We start from the raw sequence: 21,616 nt of genomic DNA, 5'->3' as shown, positions 1-21,616 counted from the left end.
AAAAACAATGTTTAACTGACAAATTTGAATCCCTAAGCCGCAACTTGCGTTATTTGAGACTTTAATTCTGAAACACCTTCAAAAATGGCAAATATCGATATACCTACAGTTTCCTCCTTCCGGTTCCTGAAAAATGCCAATCTTATTCTTCGGAATCCGCTGCCGTTTCATCGGGAGAATTTCGAAAAGCTTGGGGATATTTTCCAGGTGGATCTGGGCTTTAGGAAAAATGTTATTTTTTGCAGGGATGCCAATTTTGCTGAATATGTACTGAAAAAGAACCACAAGAATTATCATAAATCAACCATCCAGACAGAAGATATGGCCAAATATCTTGGTCACGGACTTCTAACCACAGACGGCGAACAGTGGAGGAAGCAAAGGCGAATGGTCCAGCCTGCTTTTCATAAAAAACAGCTTGCCCAATTGTTGGACAGCGTAGATGCGGCCATCAAAACTGAAATTGATCGGGTGGAAACTGGAAAAGTCATGGATATTTTTCCAATTTTTAATGACCTGGCTTTCCAAACGGTGGTGAAATCCCTTTTTAGCAGTGCGGCAGGGCAGGAGGAAATTAACAGATTACAGTATATTACAGAGGCTGCTCAAAAAATGTTGGTCAAAGAATTGCGGCAACCTTTTAAAGGCTGGTGGTTTAAACTGAGTGGTAAAATTAAGCACCACCTGGAACTCACGCAGGAAGCCAGGGAAATTCTAAAGAAAATAGTTGCTGAGCGCAGGCAAAGCGGCCAAAGGCAGGACGATCTGTTGGATATGTTGCTGGATGCCCGCTATGAAGATGGCGAAGCAATGAGTGAAAAGCAGCTAATAGATGAAATCCTGATCCTGTTTACAGCAGGTCACGAAACCACTTCAAACGCGCTGACTTTTACGGCCAAGTTGCTCGCAAACCATCCTGAAGTTCAGGATAAAATCGCTGCTGAAGTAAAAGAAGCAAGGGCAAATTCAGAAAATCATTTTGAATTTCTGAAAAATTGCACCTACACTTCCCAGGTCGTTGAAGAATCCATGCGGCTGTATCCGCCGGTTTATTTTATAGATCGGGTCAATCTGGAAGATGATGAGTTTAACGGAATTCATATTCCGAAGAATTCCAGTTTGTTATTTTCTTTATATGAAATCCACAGAGATGAGGAGCACTGGAAAAATCCTGAGAAATTTGATCCCGATAGATTTGAAGGAGGTGGAAATAAACATGAGCCGTATTATTTTCCGTTTGGTGCGGGGCCAAGAAAATGTATTGGCAACAATTTTGCAATGTACGAGATGATTATGACGGTTGCAGAATTGGTTTCGCGTTTTAAAATTTCGGCTCCTTCAGCAGAAATTGAAATTCAGCCGTTAATCACCTTAAAGCCGAAAAATGCCATTTTGGAGTTCACACCGAGATAAAAATGAGTAACAAGACAAAATATTCAGAAATGATTAAAGCCGAAGCCAAACGTCTCGGTTTCCTGTCTTGCGGTATTTCTAAAGCAGAATTTCTTGAAAAAGAAGCTCCCAGGCTGGAAAATTTTCTTCAGAATAACATGCACGGGGAGATGCGGTGGCTGGAAAATCATTTTGATAAGCGGCTGGATCCTACAAAACTCGTGGAGGGGTCGAAAAGTGTGATTTCCGTGTTGCTAAATTACTATCCGCACGATTTTCAGAAGGAGAACACTTATAAAATTAGCAAATATGCTTACGGTCAGGATTATCATTTTGTGATAAAAGACAAACTGAAGCAGTTGCTTCATTATATGCAGGACGAAATTGGTGAAATTGAAGGCCGGGCTTTTGTAGATTCTGCACCGGTCCTGGATAAAGCCTGGGCAGCCAAAAGCGGACTCGGCTGGATTGGAAAACATTCAAATCTCCTTTCGAAACAAACCGGCTCCTTCTATTTTATTGCCGAATTAATTGTGGACCTGGAGTTGGATTATGATGCTCCCGTCACCGATCACTGCGGAAGCTGTACCGCCTGCATCGACGCCTGCCCGACAGATGCTATTGTGGAACCTTATAAAGTTGATGGCAGTAAATGCATTTCTTACTTCACGATTGAACTGAAGGACGAATTGCCAAATTCTTACAAGGATAAATTTGACGACTGGATGTTTGGGTGCGATGTGTGCCAGGATGTGTGCCCGTGGAACCGGTTTTCTAAACCTCATAACGAGCCACTTTTTAATCCGCATCCACAACTACTGGAAAACGATAAAAAGGACTGGGAGGAGATCACCAAAGATACTTTCAATGAAATTTTCAGGAAATCTGCCGTAAAAAGAACAAAATTTGAAGGTTTAAAGCGCAATATGAAGTTTCTTCAGAAGTAATTCAGTTTTTTCGGCTAAAACATCTAATAGAGACCAGTCAGGTTTTAAAAACCTGACAGGTCTTTTACCTCCAGAAAGAACCTATCCCAAAAATTGGCAATTATCGACCTTTTAATGTCGGTTTGGCTTTGATTCATGCTTCAGTTCTTCAAAATTTAAGTTTTTTTACCAGTCCTGTAATAAATCAGGTATTTCATCACTAAACAGGTAAAGACAATTTTGAGCAAGGATTTCTACACCCAATTTATTCTGCCGTATGCAGGCATTATCATCAAAATCTGCAGGGCATATACCGATACCGAGGAGGATTTTCAGGATTATTACCAGGAGGTTTGCCTTCAAGTATGGAATAGCCGAAACAGTTTTAGAGAAGAATCTAAATGGTCTACCTGGATTTACAGGATTTCCCTGAATGTTTGTATGAGTTTATTGAGAAAAAGCAAAAAGAAGCAGGTTCGAGTTTCAGATTATATTGAGGTTCAGAATGTGCCAGATGAGGAGAATGCTTTTCAGGATGAATCTTTAAAACTACTATACAAGGCAATCCGTCAACTTTCAGAATTAGATCGCGCTATAATTTTGCTTTACCTGGAAGAAAATTCTTATAAAGAAATCGCAGACATTATTGGAACCACACCAAATAATATTGGGGTGAGAATTACACGGATTAAAAAACAACTAAAAAATTTACTTGATGGAAAGATCTATTGAAAATATATGGAAAAAAGGATTTGAAGCTGAAGAGAAACTTTCAGTTCCGGTAGTGTCGAATCTTTACGAACGCAAATCTACCTTGCTTATTGAACAGATAAAAAGGACGACCAGAAAAGACAATTTCAGCTTAATTCCGGTTGGAGTGGTGATTTTTTTTATTCTGGTTTTCATGGGGAAAGTTGTATTAGGTTTTTATGTGGCTGCTCTAATTACAGCACTCTATTTTTTAAACAAAAAGAAGCTGAAAGAATTGGAAACGCTTGATGTTAAAAACAGTACATATGATTATCTCCTTGATTATAGAAACCAGGTTAAAAGTATAGTGAAATTTTCTACATGGCTCATGGGTGTTGGTTTTCCTTTAGTGGCTATTCCTGCTTACTGGATATTTTTTAGAGGAAGCGAAATAATGAGCAATTTTGAACAACTTGACTTAGCTTTGGAACTTTTAATTGTTGCCGGAATGGCTGTATTGCTTTTCATACTAGGAATTTTAGCTTATCGGATAAGTACAGCAGTTATCTACGGAAAATTGCTGGTTAGATTAGAAAGTACCATTGAAGATATGGAGGAATTGATGAAGGCATAAAGAGATGCTACATTTTTTCAGGTGGAGGTATTAATAAGCTTTTGCTTCAGTTTTCTAAAGAAACCTTGTTATATTTGTTAGTAAGGCAAAAAAAAGAATTTTATGAGTAATAAAGCAAGGAAGAGACGGGAAGCATTGGTTTATCATGCTAAACCTAAACCGGGGAAAATAGAAGTTGTTCCAACCAAGAAATATGCTACACAACGAGATCTGTCCCTGGCTTATTCCCCCGGTGTTGCAGAGCCTTGTTTGGAGATTGAAAAAGATAAAGATAACGCCTATAAATATACAGCTAAAGGGAATCTGGTAGCGGTAATTTCTAACGGAACGGCAGTTCTTGGCCTTGGTGATATAGGTCCTGAAGCTTCCAAACCAGTTATGGAAGGGAAAGGACTCTTATTTAAAATCTTTGCAGATATAGACGTTTTTGATATCGAAGTGGATACCAAAGATGTAGATAAGTTTATTGAAACAGTCAAAAATATCGCTCCTACTTTCGGAGGAATTAACCTTGAAGATATTAAAGCTCCCGAGGCTTTTGAAATTGAAAAACGCCTAAAGGCAGAGCTGGATATTCCCGTAATGCACGATGATCAGCACGGGACCGCTATAATTTCTGCAGCAGCATTGTTAAATGCTCTGGAACTGACGAAAAAGAAAATCGATAAAGTAAAAATAGTAGTGAGCGGTGCCGGTGCGGCTGCTGTTTCCTGTACCAAACTTTACAAAGCTTTTGGTGCAAAAGCTGAAAACATTGTAATGCTGGATAGCAAAGGAGTGATTAGAAAAGATCGTCCGGGGCTTTCAGAAGAAAAACTGGAATTTGCTACCGACAGGAAAATCGACACTCTAGATGAAGCTATGAAGAATGCCGACGTCTTTATAGGACTTTCCATTGCCGATATTGTTTCTCCGGAAATGCTCACCAGCATGGCTAAAAAGCCAATTGTTTTTGCTATGGCAAATCCAAATCCTGAAATTGATTATCAATTGGCTATGGATACACGTAAAGACATCATCATGGCTACGGGCAGAAGTGACCATCCTAACCAGGTTAATAATGTACTTGGTTTCCCATTCATCTTTAGAGGAGCACTGGATGTCCGTGCAACCAAGATCAATGAAGAAATGAAAATGGCCGCGGTCAAAGCCCTTGCAGAGCTCACAAAAGAAGCTGTGCCAGAGCAGGTGAATATTGCATATGGTGAAACCCGCCTGAATTTTGGTCCTGAATATATTATTCCGAAGCCATTTGATCCAAGATTAATTGCAAAAGTACCGCCGGCAGTGGCAAAAGCTGCTATGGAAAGTGGTGTTGCAAAAGAACCTATCCACGACTGGCAGAAATATGAAGATGAGCTGCTGGAGCGCATGGGTAACGACAATAAAGTTACCCGCCTCTTAATGAACCGTGCCAAAACAAATCCGAAACGGATTGTTTATGCCGAAGCAGATCACCTTGATGTACTTAAAGCTGCTCAAATCGCAAATGATGAAGGAATAGCAATTCCTATCCTTCTCGGGCGCAAAGAAGTGATCCAGGAACTCATGGCAGAAATTGATTTTGATGGCGATGTAGAAATCATCGATCCGAAGGCTGACGAGCAGGAAGAGAAGCGTAACGCTTATGCCCACGTATACTGGAAAACCAGGAATAGGAACGGCGTAACGCTATATGACGCTCAAAAGCTAATGAGGGAGCGAAATTATTTTGCCGCAATGATGGTGAACGAAGGTGATGCAGACGCACTACTTTCCGGTTATTCCAGAGCTTATCCTGCAGTGGTAAAGCCTATGTTGGAGCTTATAGGTATGGCAAAAGGAGTGACAAGGGTTGCAGCAACCAATCTTATGAATACTGCACGTGGTCCTCTTTTTATTAGTGATACTTCTATAAATATTGATCCTACGGCGAAAGATCTTGCAAAAATTGCCCAGATGACGGCGAAAACAGTTCAGCTTTTTGGAATGGAACCAGTTATAGCTATGATTTCTTATGCCAATTTTGGCTCCTCCAATGATCCGCGGGCGAAGAAAGTAAAAGAAGCCGTTTCCTACCTTCATCGTTTTCATCCGGAATTAAAAGTGGATGGGGAGTTGCAGAGTGATTTTGCGCTTAATAAGGAAATGCTGCAGAGCAAATTTCCATTTTCTAAACTGGCGGGTAAAAAGGTGAACACCTTGATTTATCCCAATCTGGATTCGGCTAACAGTGCTTATAAGCTTATAAAAGAACTTAATAATGTAGACTCTATAGGTCCTATTATGATGGGGATGAAAAAACCGGTTCATATCCTGCAGCTGGGCGCAAGTGTAGAAGAGATGGTTAACATGTCTGCCGTTGCGGTGGTAGATGCGCAGGAGAAATCAAAGAAGCCGAAAAAGTAGTTTTCGCCATAGTTTTGAGCAGATTTTAGCCTTAGCTTAATTTTACTACATTTGAGCCCTACATTTTTCTGTTAAATTATGATTCATCATTTAAAGGGGCAGCTCATTGAGAAGAACCCGACTTTTGTTGTTATTGAATGTGGGGGCGTTGGATATTTTGTTCATATTTCCCTCCACACCTTTTCACTCATTTCTGCTTCTGAAGCCATTAGCCTCTATACCCATTTACAGGTAAAAGAAGATTCACATACCCTTTTCGGTTTTAAGGAGAAGTCTGAAAGAGAAATTTTCAGACTTCTTATATCAGTTTCAGGAGTTGGAGCAAGTACCGCACGTACTATGCTTTCTTCCCTGGAGCCTAATCAGATAAAAGAAGCAATTGCATCTGGGGACGCGGCAACTATTCAAAGTATAAAAGGAATAGGATCCAAAACTGCACAAAGGGTAATTTTAGACCTTAAAGATAAGATCCTGAAAGTTTTTGGTGCCGACGAAGTTTTTGTCTCCTCAAACAATACTATTAAAGAGGAAGCGTTATCAGCTTTAGAAACTCTTGGCTTTGCCAGGAAACAGGCTGAAAAAGTTATTGACAAAATCTTAAAGGAAACTCCAGATCCAAGCGTGGAGTCCCTGATAAAGCAGGCGCTTAAAAATCTATAATTAGTTTGAGGAACAATTACTTGAAATTGTCAACATCGGGACGGTTTACGTTAGTGTTGCTACTAGTAATTACGTTTAAACTCTCGGCACAGGAAGAAGAAACGCAACAGGACACCACCGGTACAGGTTATGTTCTCGGGGAAATATCTTTGCCTGATCCCGATAGTATTGTCACAAAGTATGAATACGATCCTGTTTTAGACCGCTACATTTATCGCCAAAGTCTTGGTGAAATAAATTTATCCCTTCCTCTTGTTTTAACTCCTGAAGAATACGAAGAACTCGTGCTGCAGGAGGAAATGCGCAATTATTTTAAACTGAAGAACGACGCGCTCTCAGGAAATAAGGAAGGAGCAGAAGAAATTCAGCGTGATCTGCTTCCGGATTTTTATGTAAACAATAACTTTTTTGAAAGTGTCTTTGGCGGGACCGAAATTAATATTGTTCCGCAGGGTACAGTAGAGATGGATCTTGGTTTGCTTTACACCAAACAGGACAATCCGGCATTTTCACCCAGGAACAGGAGTAATTTAACCTTTGATTTCGATCAGCGTATCAGTCTGAGCCTCATGGGGCAAGTGGGAAAAAGATTAGGCGTGATTGCAAATTATGACACAGAATCTACTTTTGATTTTCAGAACCAGCTAAAGTTGGAATATACGCCTACAGAGGACGATATTGTGAGAAAAATAGAGGTGGGTAATGTGAATATGCCACTAAATTCGGCGCTTATTCAGGGTGCGCAGAGCCTGTTCGGGTTTAAGACGGAACTTCAGTTTGGGAAAACAAGAATTACAGGAGTTTTTTCAGAACAAAAGTCAGAGCGACGTACAGTAAACGTTGAAGGAGGTGCAACAGTAGAGGATTTTGATCGGTTTATCCTGGATTATGACCAGGATCGCCATTTCTTCCTCGCGCACTACTTTCGGGATCATTACAATGAGGCTTTAGCGAATTACCCTTTTATAAACTCAAACATCCAGGTAAAAAGAATCCAGGTATGGATTACCAACAGGACCAATAATGTCCAAAATTTGCAGGACACCAGGAATATTGTTGGGATTCAGGATCTGGGGGAGACTAATGTCCCCGGGAATATCGGACTTCCAAGTGTGCCGGCTGGATTTTTTAATCAGCCGCCGGGAGCTTTTCCAGATAATGCGAACAACGATTTTAATCCCTTCGGAATAAATGCCGCGCCACAATCTGTTTTAACCCCTGCAATAAGAGATGTTTCTACAGTAGAAAGAGGTTTTGGCGGAGTGCAGGTGTCTGAAGGCACAGATTATGTTAAACTGGAAAATGCACGGCAGTTAAATCCTTCCGAATTTACTTTAAATACTCAGCTCGGGTATATTTCTCTTAATCAACGGTTAAGCAATGATGAAGTTTTGGCGGTGGCTTTTCAATTTACCGTTAATGGTGAAGTATACCAGGTAGGGGAGTTTGCAAACGACGGTGTTAATGCCACGGGTGATATAAGCATAAACGATGATCCTGAGGCTAATCCCCGCTCAAATAGAAATCTGGTTGTGAAAATGCTGAAAAGCACTATTACAAATGTAAATGAGCCGGTTTGGGACCTTATGATGAAAAATATTTATAGTCTTGGTGCCTATCAGTTGGAGCGACAGGATTTCCGGATGAATATTTTGTATACAGATCCACAACCTCTGAACTACATCAAGCCTGCCGAAAATGCTTCTGTACCTTTGCCCGAAGATGTCGAAGAAACGCCTTTACTCAGGGTGTTCAGGATGGACAAACTGAACAACAATAATGATCCCATAAACGGCGGAGACGGCTTTTTTGATTATGTTCCGGGAATTACTATTGATCCGGTAAACGGCAATATCATTTTTACTACCGTTGAACCTTTTGGAGAGTATCTTTTTGAGAAACTGGATTTGAATCCCAATGATGGTCAGGAAATTTACAATCAGCCTTCGACCTGGAATGAAAACCAGGAAAAATATGTTTTCCGTTCGTTATATCGAACGACGAAAACCCAGGCGGAACAGGAGGATGCGGATAAGAATAAATTTCAGCTAAGCGGAAGGTATAAATCTGCAGAAGTTGAAGGTATACCAATTGGCTTTAACCTGCCCCAGGGTTCGGTTACTGTTACTGCGGGCGGGCGGCTCCTTCAGGAGGGAGTGGACTACGTGGTGAATTATGAACTGGGAAGAGTGCAAATCCTGGATGAAGCTTTGCTTGCTTCAGATATACCAATTCAGGTCAATACAGAGAACAACGCCTTGTTTGGTCAGCAGACAAAACGCTTTACCGGAATTAATGTGGAGCACCTTTTCAACGAAAACTTCTTAGTCGGCGGTACTTTTCTTAATTTGAAGGAGCGACCCCTTACACAAAAAGCTAATTATAGTTATGAGCCTATAAATAATTCAATTTTCGGGCTTAATCTTAATTATTCTACTGAAGTTCCCTTTCTCACAAGACTGGTCAATAAATTGCCAAATATCGACACAGATGTAAAATCGAACCTCTCCATACGTGGTGAATTTGCATATCTTCTTCCGGGAGCACCTAATGCCAGTGATTTTGATGGCAGGGTGACAAGTTATGTGGACGATTTTGAGGCTGCGCAAACTTCCATAGATATAAATAGTCCCCTTTCCTGGGAGCTGTCAAGTGTACCGCTGGGGTTTGGGGGAGAATTAGCGAACGGAGACCTGGCTTATGGCTACAGAAGAGCAAAAATGTCCTGGTATACAATAGATCCTATATTTTATAGTAATGGGAGGCCAGATGGGATATCAGATTCAGACCTTTCAAATTTTAGGACCCGCCGTGTGGCACTGAGTGAAATTTTTCCAAATACAGATGTGGTACAGGGACAGCCGCAGGTGCTTTACACCATGGATGTTTCCTACAATCCAGCAGAGCGTGGGCCTTATAATTTCAATCCGGCTGCTGCAGGAACCAATACTTTGCCAAATCCGGAAGACAATTTTGGTGGTATAATGCGGGGGATAAATACCACAAATTTTGAACAGTCCAATGTTGAGTTCATTGAATTCTGGGTAATGGATCCTTATATATATCCTGAAAACCAGGGTGCCTCCGGAGGAGATATTGTTTTTAACCTGGGGAATATTTCTGAAGATGTTTTAAAGGATGGGCGCAAACAATATGAAAATGGGCTTCCCACCGATGGTGGTTCCATGAACGCGGTGACTACAGATTTTGGTCTTGTTCCTGCAGATCAATCCCTGGTATATGCTTTTGATTCTGAAGGAGAGGCGCGGATTAATCAGGATGCCGGTTATGACGGTCTTCTGGATGCGGAAGAGGCGTTATTTTTTCCTCAATTTGCTGAATTGCCAGATCCTTCACAAGATAATTTTGAATATTTCCTGAATACCTCTGGCGATATCGTTAACAGGTATAGTAATTATAATGGCTCACAGGGAAATTCTCCTACAGATGTGGGTGCTACTAACCGCGGTAATACGACCCTGCCAACTACAGAGGATATTAACCGGGATAATACAATGAATACTATTAACAGTTATTTTGAGTATGAAGTTCCTTTTTTTCCGGGGATGAATATTGATAACAACCAGTTTATAACCGACGTTCGCGAGTTAACCACCACCCTTAGAAACGGTCAGGAGCTGCCGGTAAGATGGATTCAATTTAAAGTTCCAATATATGAGCCTACCAATTCCCGTGGCGGAATTGGCGATTTTCGGTCGATCCGTTTTATGCGAATGTTCCTGAAAGGTTTTGAAGAACAAGTGCATTTGCGTTTTGGGACTATGGACCTGGTGAGGGGAGATTACAGGAGATATACTCAAAGCCTGAATACTGAAAGTCCGTTACCGGCAAACTCAGGAACACTATTTGAAGTTGCAGCCGTAAACATTGAAGAAAACGAAAACAGGCAACCGATTCCTTACGTTCTGCCTCCGGGGGTTATTCGGGAAGAATTATTTGAGAGTAATACCAATATAAGGCAGAACGAGCAATCACTTTCGATAAGGGTCTGTGATCTGGAGCCCCAGGATGCAAGGGCAGTATATAAAAATTTTCAGATAGACATGCGTCAATACGAAAATCTGGAAATGTTTTTACATGCCGAATCCCTGGTTAACAGAACACCTTTAAAAGATGACCAGTTGGTTGCTTTTATAAGAATGGGAACAGATTTTAAAGAGAACTACTACCAGATAGAAATTCCTTTATCCCCCACAGCATTTGGCGCTGCTACCGCACAGGAAATCTGGCCGGAAGCAAACAGGCTTAACCTCTCCCTGGACTTGCTTCAGAAGGTGAAAACTGCCGTTTTAGGTGATCCGTCTTTAAATTCTTCAGAAGTAAATTTTTTTACTGAAAATTTGCAGCTTATAGATGAACAAGCCGGGTATGACACAGGGAGGCTTAGAATAGGAGTAAAAGGAAATCCGAGTTTTGGAAATATCAGGATACTCATGCTGGGGGTTAAGAATGGAACAAGAAGGGACGGAGTGCAGGATCTTTGTGGGGAAGTCTGGTTTAATGAGTTGCGTCTTTCAGGTCTTAAAAATGAAGGAGGCTGGGCAGGAATCGTGAATATGGATACGAACCTTGCAGATTTTGCCACTTTATCTGCAACCGGGAGAAGAAGTACTGTTGGCTTCGGTTCTATTGAGCAGGGACCCAACCAACGCAGCCGCGAAGATTTACAGCAATACGATGTGGTGAGTAATGTAAACGTGGGGCAATTGCTGCCTGTGCAGTGGGGAGTGAGAATTCCATTTAATTATAGCAGGGGAGAAGAACTAATAACGCCTAAGTACGATCAGGAATTTTTAGACATAGAGTTAGACACACGGCTGGACGCCATTGTAGACCCTGTGGAAAGGGAGCGGATAAAGGAACAGTCGCAATCATATACCAGGAGGCAAAGTATAAATGTTATTGGGTTGAGAAAGGAAAGGATGGGAAAGGCGAAACCAATGCCTTACGATGTCGAAAATTTTGCCTTTTCTACTTCCTATAATGAAATTAACCACAGAGATTTTGAAATTGAAGAGGCTTTAGATCAAAATGTACGTGTGGGATCTACTTATGAATTTAACTTTGCCCCGAAAGTGATTGAGCCTTTTAAAAATGTTTCGGTTCTGGACAGTAGTGAATATTTTACTCCTTTAAAGGATTTTAACCTGAATGCTTTACCAACTAATATTAATGCCAGTGCTAACATCTTAAGGCAATATAATGAGCAGAAGTTCAGGTCATTGGATCTTTCAGAAAATGATATTGGTATTCCAACCTTGTATCAGCGGAACTATCTGTTCGACTGGCAGTACGGAATCAATTACAACCTCACTAAATCCCTTAGCTTTAATTTTAATGCTTCCAATAACCGGATTGTAAGAAACTACATAGATGAAGATGGTTTTGCAAATAATGCTATTGGCCTGTGGGATGATTTTTTCAATATTGGCGAGCCCAATCTGCATTATCAAAGTTTACAGGTAAATTACGATTTGCCCCTGGATAAGATCCCTGTTCTTAGATTTATAAAGGCAACGTATTCTTACACAGGAGATTTTCAGTGGCAACGCGGCTCTAAAATATATGAAGATCTGGAAGGAATTCCGGATATTGGGAACAGCATTCAAAATTCAAATTCGCATCAAATTAATGCAAGCCTTAATATGCAAAATCTTTATGATTATGTAGGTTTGGTAGAAAAGAAGAAGATGCCTCAGCGGCGCAGTATTAGGGAAAGGAGTGCTGGAGTTCCAACACCAGACGCTGCAAGTAATCCATTGCGGGAAAAACCAGAGGCTCAGGCTCAGGAAACTGCTTCAGGGAATAAGCTATATAATTCCTTTATAACTATTGCAACCGCTGTAAAGACTATTCAGGTAAATTATAGAGAGAACAGAGGGATTTTCATGCCGGGATATACAGAGAGTATTGGTTTTATGGGAACTATAAAGCCAACAACAGGATTTACTTTTGGCCTTCAAAATGATATAAGAACTATTGCTGCAAGAAACGGATGGCTAACTTTGTTTCAAAATTTTAATCAGCAGTATTCCGCAGTAGAAAATGAGCAGCTGGATATTCAGTCTTCCGTAAGACTACTGCCAGATCTTACTATAGACATTAGTGCGCGAAGAACTTATGCTGAAACTTATACCGAAAATTACAAGATAGATCCCAATTCCAGGCAGTACCAGTCGCTAACTCCCTACACTTATGGAAACTTCAGTATTTCCACCTTGTTGATTAAAACTGCATTTAATCAGAGTTCTGAGCAATCTTCAGAAACCTTTGAAACCTTTAGACGAAACAGACTTGAAGTAGCACAAAGGCTGGCACTTGAGCAGGGCCTGGATCCGAATGAAACCGATGAAGAGGGTTTTCCTCTAGGTTTGGGAAAAACAAATCAAGCCGTACTTTTACCGGCATTTATAGCAGCTTATTCTGGAAATGATGTAGGGGATATTAAACTGGGAGCATTTAGAAATGTGCCCCTGCCTAACTGGGATGTGAAATATACCGGTTTTATGAGGTTGAAATGGTTCAAGGACAAATTCAGACGATTTTCAATGAGCCATGGGTATAAGAGTGATTACACTATTAATCAATTTCAGACTAATCTGGATTACGATCCTTCTAATAGAGAAGAAACAAATCAGGCGGGAGATTTTAAGAATCCGGTGTTATTTTCAAATATCGTTTTATCAGAACTCTTTACTCCACTGTTGCGGATAGATCTGGAAACTGAGAATGCAATTCAAATTTTGGCGGAGATCAGGAAAGACAGGGCGCTTTCTTTAAGTTTTGATAATAACCTGTTGACGGAATTTAAAGGAAACGAATATACTTTAGGACTTGGATACCGCATTAGGGATTTAAAAATCGCAACTAAAATTGCAGGGAGAAATCGTATCCTGAGCAGTGACCTTAACTTCAAAGGTGATCTAACGCTAAGGCAAAACAAGACCATTATCAGGTATCTTGATCTGGAGGATAGCCAGGTAGTTGCAGGGCAGGATATCTGGGCTATAGGTTTTACTGCAGATTATGCGCTAAGCCGAAACCTCACAGCTCTTTTTTATTATGAACACAACTTCTCTGAGTATGCAGTCTCTACAGCCTTTCCACAAACAACGATACGATCTGGTATAACTTTAAGATATAATTTCGGAAATTAAGAGTTTGGCGGTTTGAACAATTGTTTTAAAAAAGTAACTTTGCCGCACTTAAAATTAATCTTATGAATATTCCACAAGAATTAAAGTACACCAAAGATCACGAATGGGTGAAGATAGATGGAGACATCGCAACGGTGGGGATCACAGAATTTGCCCAGGGTGAGCTTGGGGATATTGTTTATGTTGAGGTTGAGACGGTAGATGAAACCCTGGAGCGGGAAGAGGTTTTTGGAACAGTAGAAGCCGTAAAAACCGTTTCGGACTTATTTGCGCCATTATCAGGAAAAATAATAGAATTTAATGAAAGTCTAGAAGATGAGCCCGAAAAGGTGAACAACGATCCTTTTGGTGATGGATGGATGGTAAAGATTCAACTTGCCAATCCGTCTGAAGTGGATGATTTATTAACTGCTGAAGCATATAAAGATATAGTTGGTAACTAAAATTGCTGCAATAGCTGCCCTTCTTTATACGATATTACTAACTTATTTATCTCTGGTTCAGCTGGGGAAGATAAGTGTAGGTACCTTTAGTCCCACAGATAAGATGATGCATGCCGGGGCGTACCTGCTGCTGGTAGGGGTTTGGATGGTTTTCTTTATTCTTAAATCCCGCAGAGATGAAGACTACAAAATTAATTTATTAAAAATTTCTGCTTTAAGTATACTGTTTGGTATGTTAATTGAAGTTTTACAGGGAACTCTCACCAGATACAGGGATCCCGATTGGTATGATATATTAGCCAACACTACTGGTGTTTTACTTGCTGTTTTTCTCTTTTTGGTGCTTGAAAAGTTTTTAAAAAGATTGAAGAGTAAGATGATTTGAAATAGGCGGTTTATGTATAGCAGCAAGGCTGCTCCTCTGCCTTTTTGTTTTTTTCTGGAGGATTGTAGGGTGCAAATGAGAATTTGTAATATATTAATCCTGAATAGAATGCTATTAAAGTTGTATATTCTTGCAGATTAGTTCAGTTTTTTAGAAAAAATATTTATTTTAGCAACTCTTATTAATTAATAACCATGGAACCTAAGAAAAATCCGAAAGCAGATTTAACTAGAAGGAGCGTACTCTTTCTTCAATTAGGGCTGATATTAGTTCTTTTTATTACCTGGCAGGCCATAGAATGGAAAACGTATGACAGGGAAGATATTGATGTAGGTCAGGTAAATATGGACGCCTTAGATGATGAGGAAGTGCCAATTACTGAAATTATGAACACACCACCACCACCGCCACCGCCACCGCCGGCACCCGAAATTATAGAGGTTGTGGAGGATGAGGAAGAAGTAGAAGAGGATGAAATCCAATCTACTGAAACCAACCTTGATGAAATCGTAGAAGTAGAGGAGGTTGTGGAAGCTCCTGTTGAAGAGGAAGTAGCAGACGTTCCTTTTGCAGTTATTGAAGACGTGCCAATTTTCCCAGGTTGTGAAAATTTAAGTAACAATAATGAGCGTAAGCAATGTATGAGTGAGAAAATCAGTCAGCACGTTAACCGCAACTTTAATAAGGACTTAGGTGGAGAACTTGGACTTTCGGGTATTAACCGTGTAATTGTTCAGTTTAAGATAGATAAGAGCGGGAAAATTACAGAGGTACGTTCCCGTGCTCCTCACCCAAGGTTAGAGCAGGAAGCAGCCAGGGTAATTAATAAATTGCCAAGCATGCAGCCCGGTAAGCAACGGGGAAAAGCTGTTGGAGTAATGTATTCCTTACCAATTGTTTTCCAGGTGCAGGACTAATTTCCGATATATAAAATTTTTGAAGATCCCGGCCTTTGCCGGGATTTTTTATTTTAAAAAGTCAGACTCTTGGAAAAAATGTATATTTCGCGTGTGTAATCAAATTTCCCCCTCAAATTTATGAAGTATACGCTACTTCTTTCGGTTCTACTTTTAACAAGCTTTACCTACAGTCAGGAGAAACTTAATAATTCTGAAATTCCTCCGGTTTTTCCCGAGTGCGAAGCGGTGGATTTTCAGCAACGTTCCGCTTGTTTTCGGGAGACTTTAAAAAATTTCATAGTCGAAAACTTAAAAATTCCTCAGGTTGTTGAGGAAAATAACTTTGAGGGTACTGTGGTAGTGCTCTTTGAAGTTACCAGAGAAGGAGGCTTTGAAGTAATCTATGTAGATGCTGCGTATGATGAACTTAAAGATGAGGTCGTCAGAACATTTGAGACGCTTCCGCAGATAAAACCCGCAACTTATAATGGGAAGCCTACCTATATACAGTTTCGAATGGCTGTAAAAATCCCTTTGCGGCTAAATGAGGAAGTTAATGTTGTAAGACGTGGTGCTACTGAAATTAAAGTTGAGCAGGATGATACGGGTGAGGAATATTATTCAGAAGTTCAGGCGGGTAATGTGACAACTGAGTATGACCTTATACAGCCCGAAGAATTCACCAGGCCTCATTTGGAAAGTAAATTAAATATTCCTTTTTCACATGAAATGTATAGTAGGTTTGATGCCGAACTAAATAGAATTGGAACTAACACCCACACGTCTACTAAACCTTTTTTATATTCTGAAGTAGCAAAGTATTATGATTTTAAAGCAGAACAGGAAAAAATTTTACAGGATAGGTCAACCTGGTTAGGTAGAAAGATCTGGAATGAACACCTTGTTCAGTTTCAAACTGAAGATTACTGGTTTACTATAGATTTTGGATTGGATCTTCAATTAGGGAAAGATTTTCAGCAGAAAGATTATGAGTTTACTTATAATAATACCAGAATGGCCATTCTTAATGGTGGATTGGGCGATAACTTGAATTTTTATGCAGTCGCTTACGAGAATCAGGGACGTTTTGCGGAATATTATAATGATTACGCTGAGTCTATAAGGCCAGATGGTGGCGACCCGGCAATTGTTCCCGGGCGGGGCATTGCAAAACCATTTATGGACGGGGGTTATGATTATCCTGTTGCAGAAGGTTACCTTTCCTATTCTCCCGGTAAATATTTCAACATCCAGTTAGGCCACGGGAAAAATTTTATTGGGGATGGATATCGCTCTTTGTTAATGAGCGATATTGCTTCTCCATATCCATACCTTAAGCTTAGTACTACTTTCTGGAAGTTAAAATATACCAATACCTGGATGTCACTAAGGGATGTCAGGCCGGAAGTCACGGCAGATGGTTCCTTCAGAACAAAATTTATGGCTAACCATTATCTAAGTCTCAATCTAACCAAGAGGCTCAATATTGGCCTTTTTGAATCTGTCATCTGGCAGAATGATAATAACCGGGGTTTTGATGTAAACTACCTTAATCCCGTGATCTTCTACCGCGCTATAGAATTTGCTACCGGCGCGCGTGGGGGAAATGCCCTTTTAGGGTTGACGGCAAAGTACAAATGGACAGACAAGATTAATACCTATGGCCAGTGGGTTATAGATGAATTTTCTACGGGAGATATTTTTGGAGGATCCCAAAGCTGGAAAAATAAGCTTGGTTATCAATTAGGCATAAAATATTTTGATGCATTTAATATTCCTGATCTGCTTCTGCAGGCTGAATATAATCAGGTGCGGCCTTATACTTATTCCCATAACTCTGAGGTGGTGCTTAATTATGGACATAACAATCAGTCTATGGCGCATTTGTGGGGGGCTAACTTCCGGGAAATCCTAGCTATTGCCCGCTATAAAAATGAGAGACTGTACGGCCATGCAAAGTTAATCTACGGTAAAAGAGGTTTTGATTTTAAGAATGGGATAGATAACGCTGCTTATGGAGGCGATATATATAGAAATTACAATGAGAGACCTTTTGATGATGGAGTGGAGATTGGCCAGGGAAATACAACCACTTCCTTCTTTACAGAAGTTGAGGGAGGTTATATTATTAACCCTGCGACTAATTTGAAGTTGTATGGAAAATTTATTTACAGAAATTTTGATACACAGTTAAAAACACCTGCTCATTCTGATAATTCTACCACCTGGATCAACTTTGGATTAAGAACAGATATCTTCAATTGGTACTATGATTATTAGGTAAGGTGGGGTCTTAAAATTAACAATTTTCGCCCCTTGTTAAAACCTAATTAAGGAGTATCTTTGCGGCAATTTAAAGAGGGCTTTTTGAGCGACACGCAAACACATACTTTCTCTACTTCAGTCTTATCCGATTTTAAGGAAATAACCAAGATGCGACTGGCGATCAGCGTGGTATTTTCCTCTGTGGCCGGATACTTTCTGGGAGCAGAAACCATAGACTTTATTACTGTACTTTTGCTCGCAGTAGGTGGGTATTTCATGGTTGGAGCATCTAATGCGTACAACCAGATTATTGAGCGCGATCTGGATGCTTTAATGGATCGTACCAAAAACAGACCTGTTCCTGCAGGGCGCATGTCGGTTTCTACAGCTTTTACCATAGCCAGTGTCTTTACTATCCTGGGATTAATTGTCTTATATGTGATTAATCCAAGAACAGCAATGTTCGGTGCTATTAGTATTTTTCTCTACGTAAGTGTTTATACCCCATTAAAAACTAAAACTCCTCTTTCGGTTTTCGTGGGAGCATTTCCCGGGGCTATTCCTTTTATGTTGGGCTGGGTTGCTGCTACTGGAAGTTTTAGTATAGAGCCCGGGACCTTGTTTATGATTCAGTTTTTTTGGCAGTTTCCACATTTTTGGGCGATAGGCTGGTGGCTCTATGAGGATTATAAAAAAGGTGGATTCTTTATGCTTCCGACAGGTAAGAGAGATAAAGGTACGGCTATGCAGGTGGTGCTTTATACAATCTGGACCGTTTTAGTTTCTTTAATTCCTGCTTTTGGGGTAACGGGAAGACTATATCTTACTCCGGTCGCAGCGGTGATTATCTTCCTGCTCGGAATGGGAATGCTTTACTACGCTTTAAGATTGTATAAAGAAAGAACTGCAGAAGCAGCTAAGAAATTGATGTTTGCCAGTGTGTCTTACATTACTTTACTGCAGATAATATACGTTTTGGATAAATTTATACGACAATGGATTTAACAGAAGGATCAGAAAAGATCAAACACGACAGGGCCAAGAAAATGATGCTCTGGTTTGGAATAATAAGCATGATTATGACCTTCGCCGGTCTTACCAGTGCTTATGTGGTAAGCAAAACGCGGCCGGATTGGCTCACAGAGTTTGAGTTACCTAACTCTTTTTTCTGGAGCACAATTGTTATAATCTTTAGTAGCGTGACGTTTGTGCTGGCAAAAAAGAACATTGCTGCAGAGAATCGTAAAAATGGAGCGGCTTTATTAATAGGGACACTGGTGTTGGCAATCCTTTTTGTTGTATTGCAATTCCGGGGGTTTTCTGAAATTTTTGAGCAGGGATATTACTTTACAGGAAGTGAGAGTTCAGTCACCACATCCTTTATATATATCGTTGTTCTGGCCCATCTGGTCCACCTCGCGGCGGGCTTTATTGTTCTTTTAGTGGTAATTTATAATCATTTTAAACAACGCTACCAAAAGGGACAAATGCTTGGTATTGAGTTGGGTGCGACTTTCTGGCATTTCGTAGATTTTCTATGGATTTACCTGTTTTTGTTTTTATATTTCTTTAAATAATAAAATTGCGTATTTTTGCGCATCACTTAAATTTAAATTTATTTTATGGAAGCTTCTGTTGTGAGAACAGGCACCGAAGGTAAAACTTGGGGCGGTGGCAACCAGCCATTAGACGCTAGTTACGGAAAGATGATGATGTGGTTTTTCATCACTTCCGATGCCCTCACCTTTTCGGGTTTTTTGGCGGCCTACGGTTTTTCCCGTTTTAAATATGCCGATATTTGGCCTATTGCAGATGAGGTGTTTAACCACTTTCCATTTCTTCATGGCGTAGATGCTCCTATGTATTACGTGGCCTTAATGACTTTTATTCTTATTTTTTCTTCTGTGACTATGGTTTTGGCTGTAGATGCAGGGCACCAGTTAAAGAAAGCTAAGGTTACTTTTTATATGTTTTTGACCATCATTGGAGGTATTATTTTCCTTGGCTCTCAGGCCTGGGAGTGGTCGAACTTTATTAGCGGTGAATATGGTGCTGTTACTACTACCGGAGGAAATATTCTTCAGTTTGTAGATAATGAAGGTCATAGAGTGGCTTTAAGTGATTTTGCAGAGAAAAGATCTTCAGATAGGATAATGCATGAAGAAAATGAAGGTATTTGGTTTGAATCTGGCGTGGCACTTCCTTCTTATTCTATTGATGAGGTGATGACTGGCTTTGCTGCAAATGAAGATCTTTATGTAAGGACAGGGGTTTTGAATGAAGAGGGAGAAAAGACCATTCTATCCAGAGAGGAATCCTTGCAAAAACTTGAAACCGAAGGCTTGGGCGTGGTTGAAGGTGCTAACCTCACCCAAAATGAATATGGGCCTCCACTTTTTGCCGATTTCTTTTTCTTTATAACTGGATTTCACGGATTCCACGTGCTTTCTGGTGTTATAATTAACATAATTATCTTCTTTAATGTTATCGTAGGAACTTACGAGCGCCGTGGTAGTTATGAAATGGTAGAAAAAGTTGGTCTTTACTGGCACTTCGTAGATTTAGTTTGGGTATTTGTATTTACCTTCTTTTACCTGGTTTAATTCTGAAGAAATAAAACATTATGGCACACGATACTGCACATCATCACGAATCGAATACCAAAAGAATTTGGTCTGTTTTTATAATTTTATCTGTAGTGACAATTGTAGAAGTTGTTCTGGGTATCATTAAACCTGAATTCTTAACAGATACGGATCTGGTAAACATGTCACTGCTCAACTGGATTTTTATCCTTCTTACCCTCTATAAAGCTTACCTTATAGGGTGGGCTTTTATGCACCTTGAAGCAGAAAATAAGTGGTTACGCCGGGTTATCGTTTGGACAGCTATTTTTCTTATCCTTTATCTGGTATTTATTCTTCTTAATGAAGGGTTTTATATTTATGAAGTCTATAAGGAAGGATATGTATCCTGGGATTTTTAGAAAGTTAAATACATAGGAAAAGACGGTTTTATAAACCGTCTTTTTTATTTTTGCACTCCTTTTGTCTTATAGTTCAGTATGAAAAAGATTTTTATAGTAGGAGTGCTTTTTGCTTTGCCAATAGTAGCCTACCTTTTCTTTTCTTCAGGTAAAAATAATTTTGCCCGATTACCGGTTTTGACGCCAGAGGTACAGAACATTTCTAATTTTGAAAGTTTAACTGGAAATAAGGTTTCTCTGGAGAACAAGATTACCATTCTCGCTTTTTTTGGGAGTGATCTTCAAAACACAAGGGGAAACACTTTTAATCTAGATCAGGAAATTCTGGATAAATATTATGAATTCGAAGATTTTCAATTCGTGATTCTTCTTCCGGAAGAAAGTCGGGAGGAGGCTGCTGAATTTACACAGGAATTTGCAGCTATAAGCCAATCGGAAAGATGGAAATTTGTTTTTGCATCCCCGGAAAAGATTCAGGAGGTCTTTAATAGTCTTGATTCTCCTTACCGTCTGAATGATGATAGTTATTCGCCTTACGTTTTTATCGTAGATAAAAAGGCTGCCCTCCGTGGACGAAAGGAAAATGAGGATGATGAAGTTTTGTATGGTTATGACTCCAGGTCTGTAGCTGAATTGAGCAACAAAATGAATGATGACGTAAAAATTATACTTGCAGAGTACAGGCTGGAACTTAAAAAGTATAAAAATCAAGTGGAGTTTGAAGAATAAATAAGAAGAAGGGATTCATCTTTAAAAAAGAAACTTTATTA

Annotated in this window: 16 protein-coding genes; all 16 read left to right on the top strand. The window is 39.9% G+C overall.

Annotation, left to right across the window (positions count from 1 at the left end):
- The first annotated feature begins 84 nt into the window (after window positions 1-84).
- The 16 genes from RM545_RS14580 (at window position 85) to RM545_RS14505 (ending at window position 21,575) form a co-directional block, all read left to right on the top strand.
- Entirely contained in the window at window positions 85-1,413 is a 1,329-nt protein-coding gene (locus RM545_RS14580) for a cytochrome P450 (RefSeq protein ID WP_311496023.1), read from the top strand.
- A 2-nt stretch (window positions 1,414-1,415) separates the two neighbouring features.
- Window positions 1,416-2,339 carry a tRNA epoxyqueuosine(34) reductase QueG gene (gene queG / locus RM545_RS14575; protein WP_311496022.1) on the top strand — a complete coding sequence of 308 codons (924 nt, stop codon included), beginning with the start codon at window positions 1,416-1,418 and terminating at the stop codon, window positions 2,337-2,339.
- A gap of 219 nt (window positions 2,340-2,558) precedes the next feature.
- Entirely contained in the window at window positions 2,559-3,050 is a 492-nt protein-coding gene (locus tag RM545_RS14570) for an RNA polymerase sigma factor (protein ID WP_311496021.1), read from the top strand.
- Window positions 3,034-3,642 carry a hypothetical protein gene (locus tag RM545_RS14565; RefSeq protein ID WP_311496020.1) on the top strand — a complete coding sequence of 203 codons (609 nt, stop codon included), beginning with the start codon at window positions 3,034-3,036 and terminating at the stop codon, window positions 3,640-3,642. Before RM545_RS14570 ends, RM545_RS14565 begins: the two co-directional genes overlap by 17 nt.
- 102 nt (window positions 3,643-3,744) lie before the next feature.
- On the top strand, window positions 3,745-6,030 hold the full coding sequence (locus RM545_RS14560; protein WP_311496019.1) for an NADP-dependent malic enzyme: 2,286 nt from the start codon (window positions 3,745-3,747) through the stop codon (window positions 6,028-6,030).
- Between the two features lie 78 nt (window positions 6,031-6,108).
- A complete protein-coding gene (ruvA, locus tag RM545_RS14555) occupies window positions 6,109-6,690 on the top strand; it encodes a Holliday junction branch migration protein RuvA (protein WP_311496018.1) in 582 nt (193 codons plus the stop codon).
- Window positions 6,691-6,710: 20 nt separating this feature from the next.
- A complete protein-coding gene (gene sov, locus RM545_RS14550) occupies window positions 6,711-13,868 on the top strand; it encodes a T9SS outer membrane translocon Sov/SprA (RefSeq protein WP_489752651.1) in 7,158 nt (2,385 codons plus the stop codon).
- A gap of 62 nt (window positions 13,869-13,930) precedes the next feature.
- Window positions 13,931-14,311: a glycine cleavage system protein GcvH gene (gcvH, locus tag RM545_RS14545; RefSeq protein ID WP_311496016.1), complete on the top strand. Its 381-nt coding sequence runs from the start codon at window positions 13,931-13,933 to the stop codon at window positions 14,309-14,311.
- Window positions 14,301-14,696 carry a VanZ family protein gene (locus RM545_RS14540; protein ID WP_311496015.1) on the top strand — a complete coding sequence of 132 codons (396 nt, stop codon included), beginning with the start codon at window positions 14,301-14,303 and terminating at the stop codon, window positions 14,694-14,696. Before gcvH ends, RM545_RS14540 begins: the two co-directional genes overlap by 11 nt.
- Before the next feature lie 194 nt (window positions 14,697-14,890).
- Window positions 14,891-15,613, top strand: a complete 723-nt coding sequence (locus RM545_RS14535) for an energy transducer TonB (RefSeq protein WP_311496014.1) — start codon at window positions 14,891-14,893, stop codon at window positions 15,611-15,613.
- A 120-nt stretch (window positions 15,614-15,733) separates the two neighbouring features.
- On the top strand, window positions 15,734-17,875 hold the full coding sequence (locus tag RM545_RS14530; protein ID WP_311496013.1) for an energy transducer TonB: 2,142 nt from the start codon (window positions 15,734-15,736) through the stop codon (window positions 17,873-17,875).
- 87 nt (window positions 17,876-17,962) lie between these two features.
- On the top strand, window positions 17,963-18,865 hold the full coding sequence (gene cyoE / locus RM545_RS14525; protein ID WP_311496012.1) for a heme o synthase: 903 nt from the start codon (window positions 17,963-17,965) through the stop codon (window positions 18,863-18,865).
- Window positions 18,856-19,437, top strand: a complete 582-nt coding sequence (locus RM545_RS14520; protein ID WP_311496011.1) for a cytochrome c oxidase subunit 3 — start codon at window positions 18,856-18,858, stop codon at window positions 19,435-19,437. The genes cyoE and RM545_RS14520 overlap by 10 nt, the downstream gene beginning before the upstream one ends.
- Before the next feature lie 45 nt (window positions 19,438-19,482).
- On the top strand, window positions 19,483-20,463 hold the full coding sequence (locus RM545_RS14515) for a cytochrome c oxidase subunit 3 (protein ID WP_311496010.1): 981 nt from the start codon (window positions 19,483-19,485) through the stop codon (window positions 20,461-20,463).
- Window positions 20,464-20,483: 20 nt separating this feature from the next.
- Window positions 20,484-20,846 carry a cytochrome C oxidase subunit IV family protein gene (locus RM545_RS14510; protein ID WP_311496009.1) on the top strand — a complete coding sequence of 121 codons (363 nt, stop codon included), beginning with the start codon at window positions 20,484-20,486 and terminating at the stop codon, window positions 20,844-20,846.
- A gap of 78 nt (window positions 20,847-20,924) precedes the next feature.
- Window positions 20,925-21,575 (top strand): hypothetical protein, encoded by a 651-nt coding sequence (locus RM545_RS14505; RefSeq protein ID WP_311496008.1) that lies wholly within the window; start codon window positions 20,925-20,927, stop codon window positions 21,573-21,575.
- Window positions 21,576-21,616 lie beyond the last annotated feature (41 nt).

The organism is Autumnicola lenta, from assembly GCF_031846515.1.
Taxonomy (GTDB): domain Bacteria; phylum Bacteroidota; class Bacteroidia; order Flavobacteriales; family Flavobacteriaceae; genus Autumnicola; species Autumnicola lenta.
The sequence above is the reverse complement of the archived record's forward strand: the minus strand, read 5'-3'. Positions and strand labels throughout refer to the sequence as shown.

Excerpts from the sequence above, each read along its gene's own strand:
- RM545_RS14580 (WP_311496023.1), top strand. The coding sequence starts at position 85 with ATGGCAAATATCGATATACCTACAGTTTCCTCCTTCCGGTTCCTGAAA.
- queG (WP_311496022.1), top strand. The coding sequence starts at position 1,416 with ATGAGTAACAAGACAAAATATTCAGAAATGATTAAAGCCGAAGCCAAA.
- RM545_RS14565 (WP_311496020.1), top strand. The coding sequence starts at position 3,034 with ATGGAAAGATCTATTGAAAATATATGGAAAAAAGGATTTGAAGCTGAA.
- RM545_RS14560 (WP_311496019.1), top strand. The coding sequence starts at position 3,745 with ATGAGTAATAAAGCAAGGAAGAGACGGGAAGCATTGGTTTATCATGCT.
- ruvA (WP_311496018.1), top strand. The coding sequence starts at position 6,109 with ATGATTCATCATTTAAAGGGGCAGCTCATTGAGAAGAACCCGACTTTT.
- gcvH (WP_311496016.1), top strand. The coding sequence starts at position 13,931 with ATGAATATTCCACAAGAATTAAAGTACACCAAAGATCACGAATGGGTG.
- RM545_RS14535 (WP_311496014.1), top strand. The coding sequence starts at position 14,891 with ATGGAACCTAAGAAAAATCCGAAAGCAGATTTAACTAGAAGGAGCGTA.
- RM545_RS14530 (WP_311496013.1), top strand. The coding sequence starts at position 15,734 with ATGAAGTATACGCTACTTCTTTCGGTTCTACTTTTAACAAGCTTTACC.
- RM545_RS14520 (WP_311496011.1), top strand. The coding sequence starts at position 18,856 with ATGGATTTAACAGAAGGATCAGAAAAGATCAAACACGACAGGGCCAAG.
- RM545_RS14515 (WP_311496010.1), top strand. The coding sequence starts at position 19,483 with ATGGAAGCTTCTGTTGTGAGAACAGGCACCGAAGGTAAAACTTGGGGC.
- RM545_RS14510 (WP_311496009.1), top strand. The coding sequence starts at position 20,484 with ATGGCACACGATACTGCACATCATCACGAATCGAATACCAAAAGAATT.
- RM545_RS14505 (WP_311496008.1), top strand. The coding sequence starts at position 20,925 with ATGAAAAAGATTTTTATAGTAGGAGTGCTTTTTGCTTTGCCAATAGTA.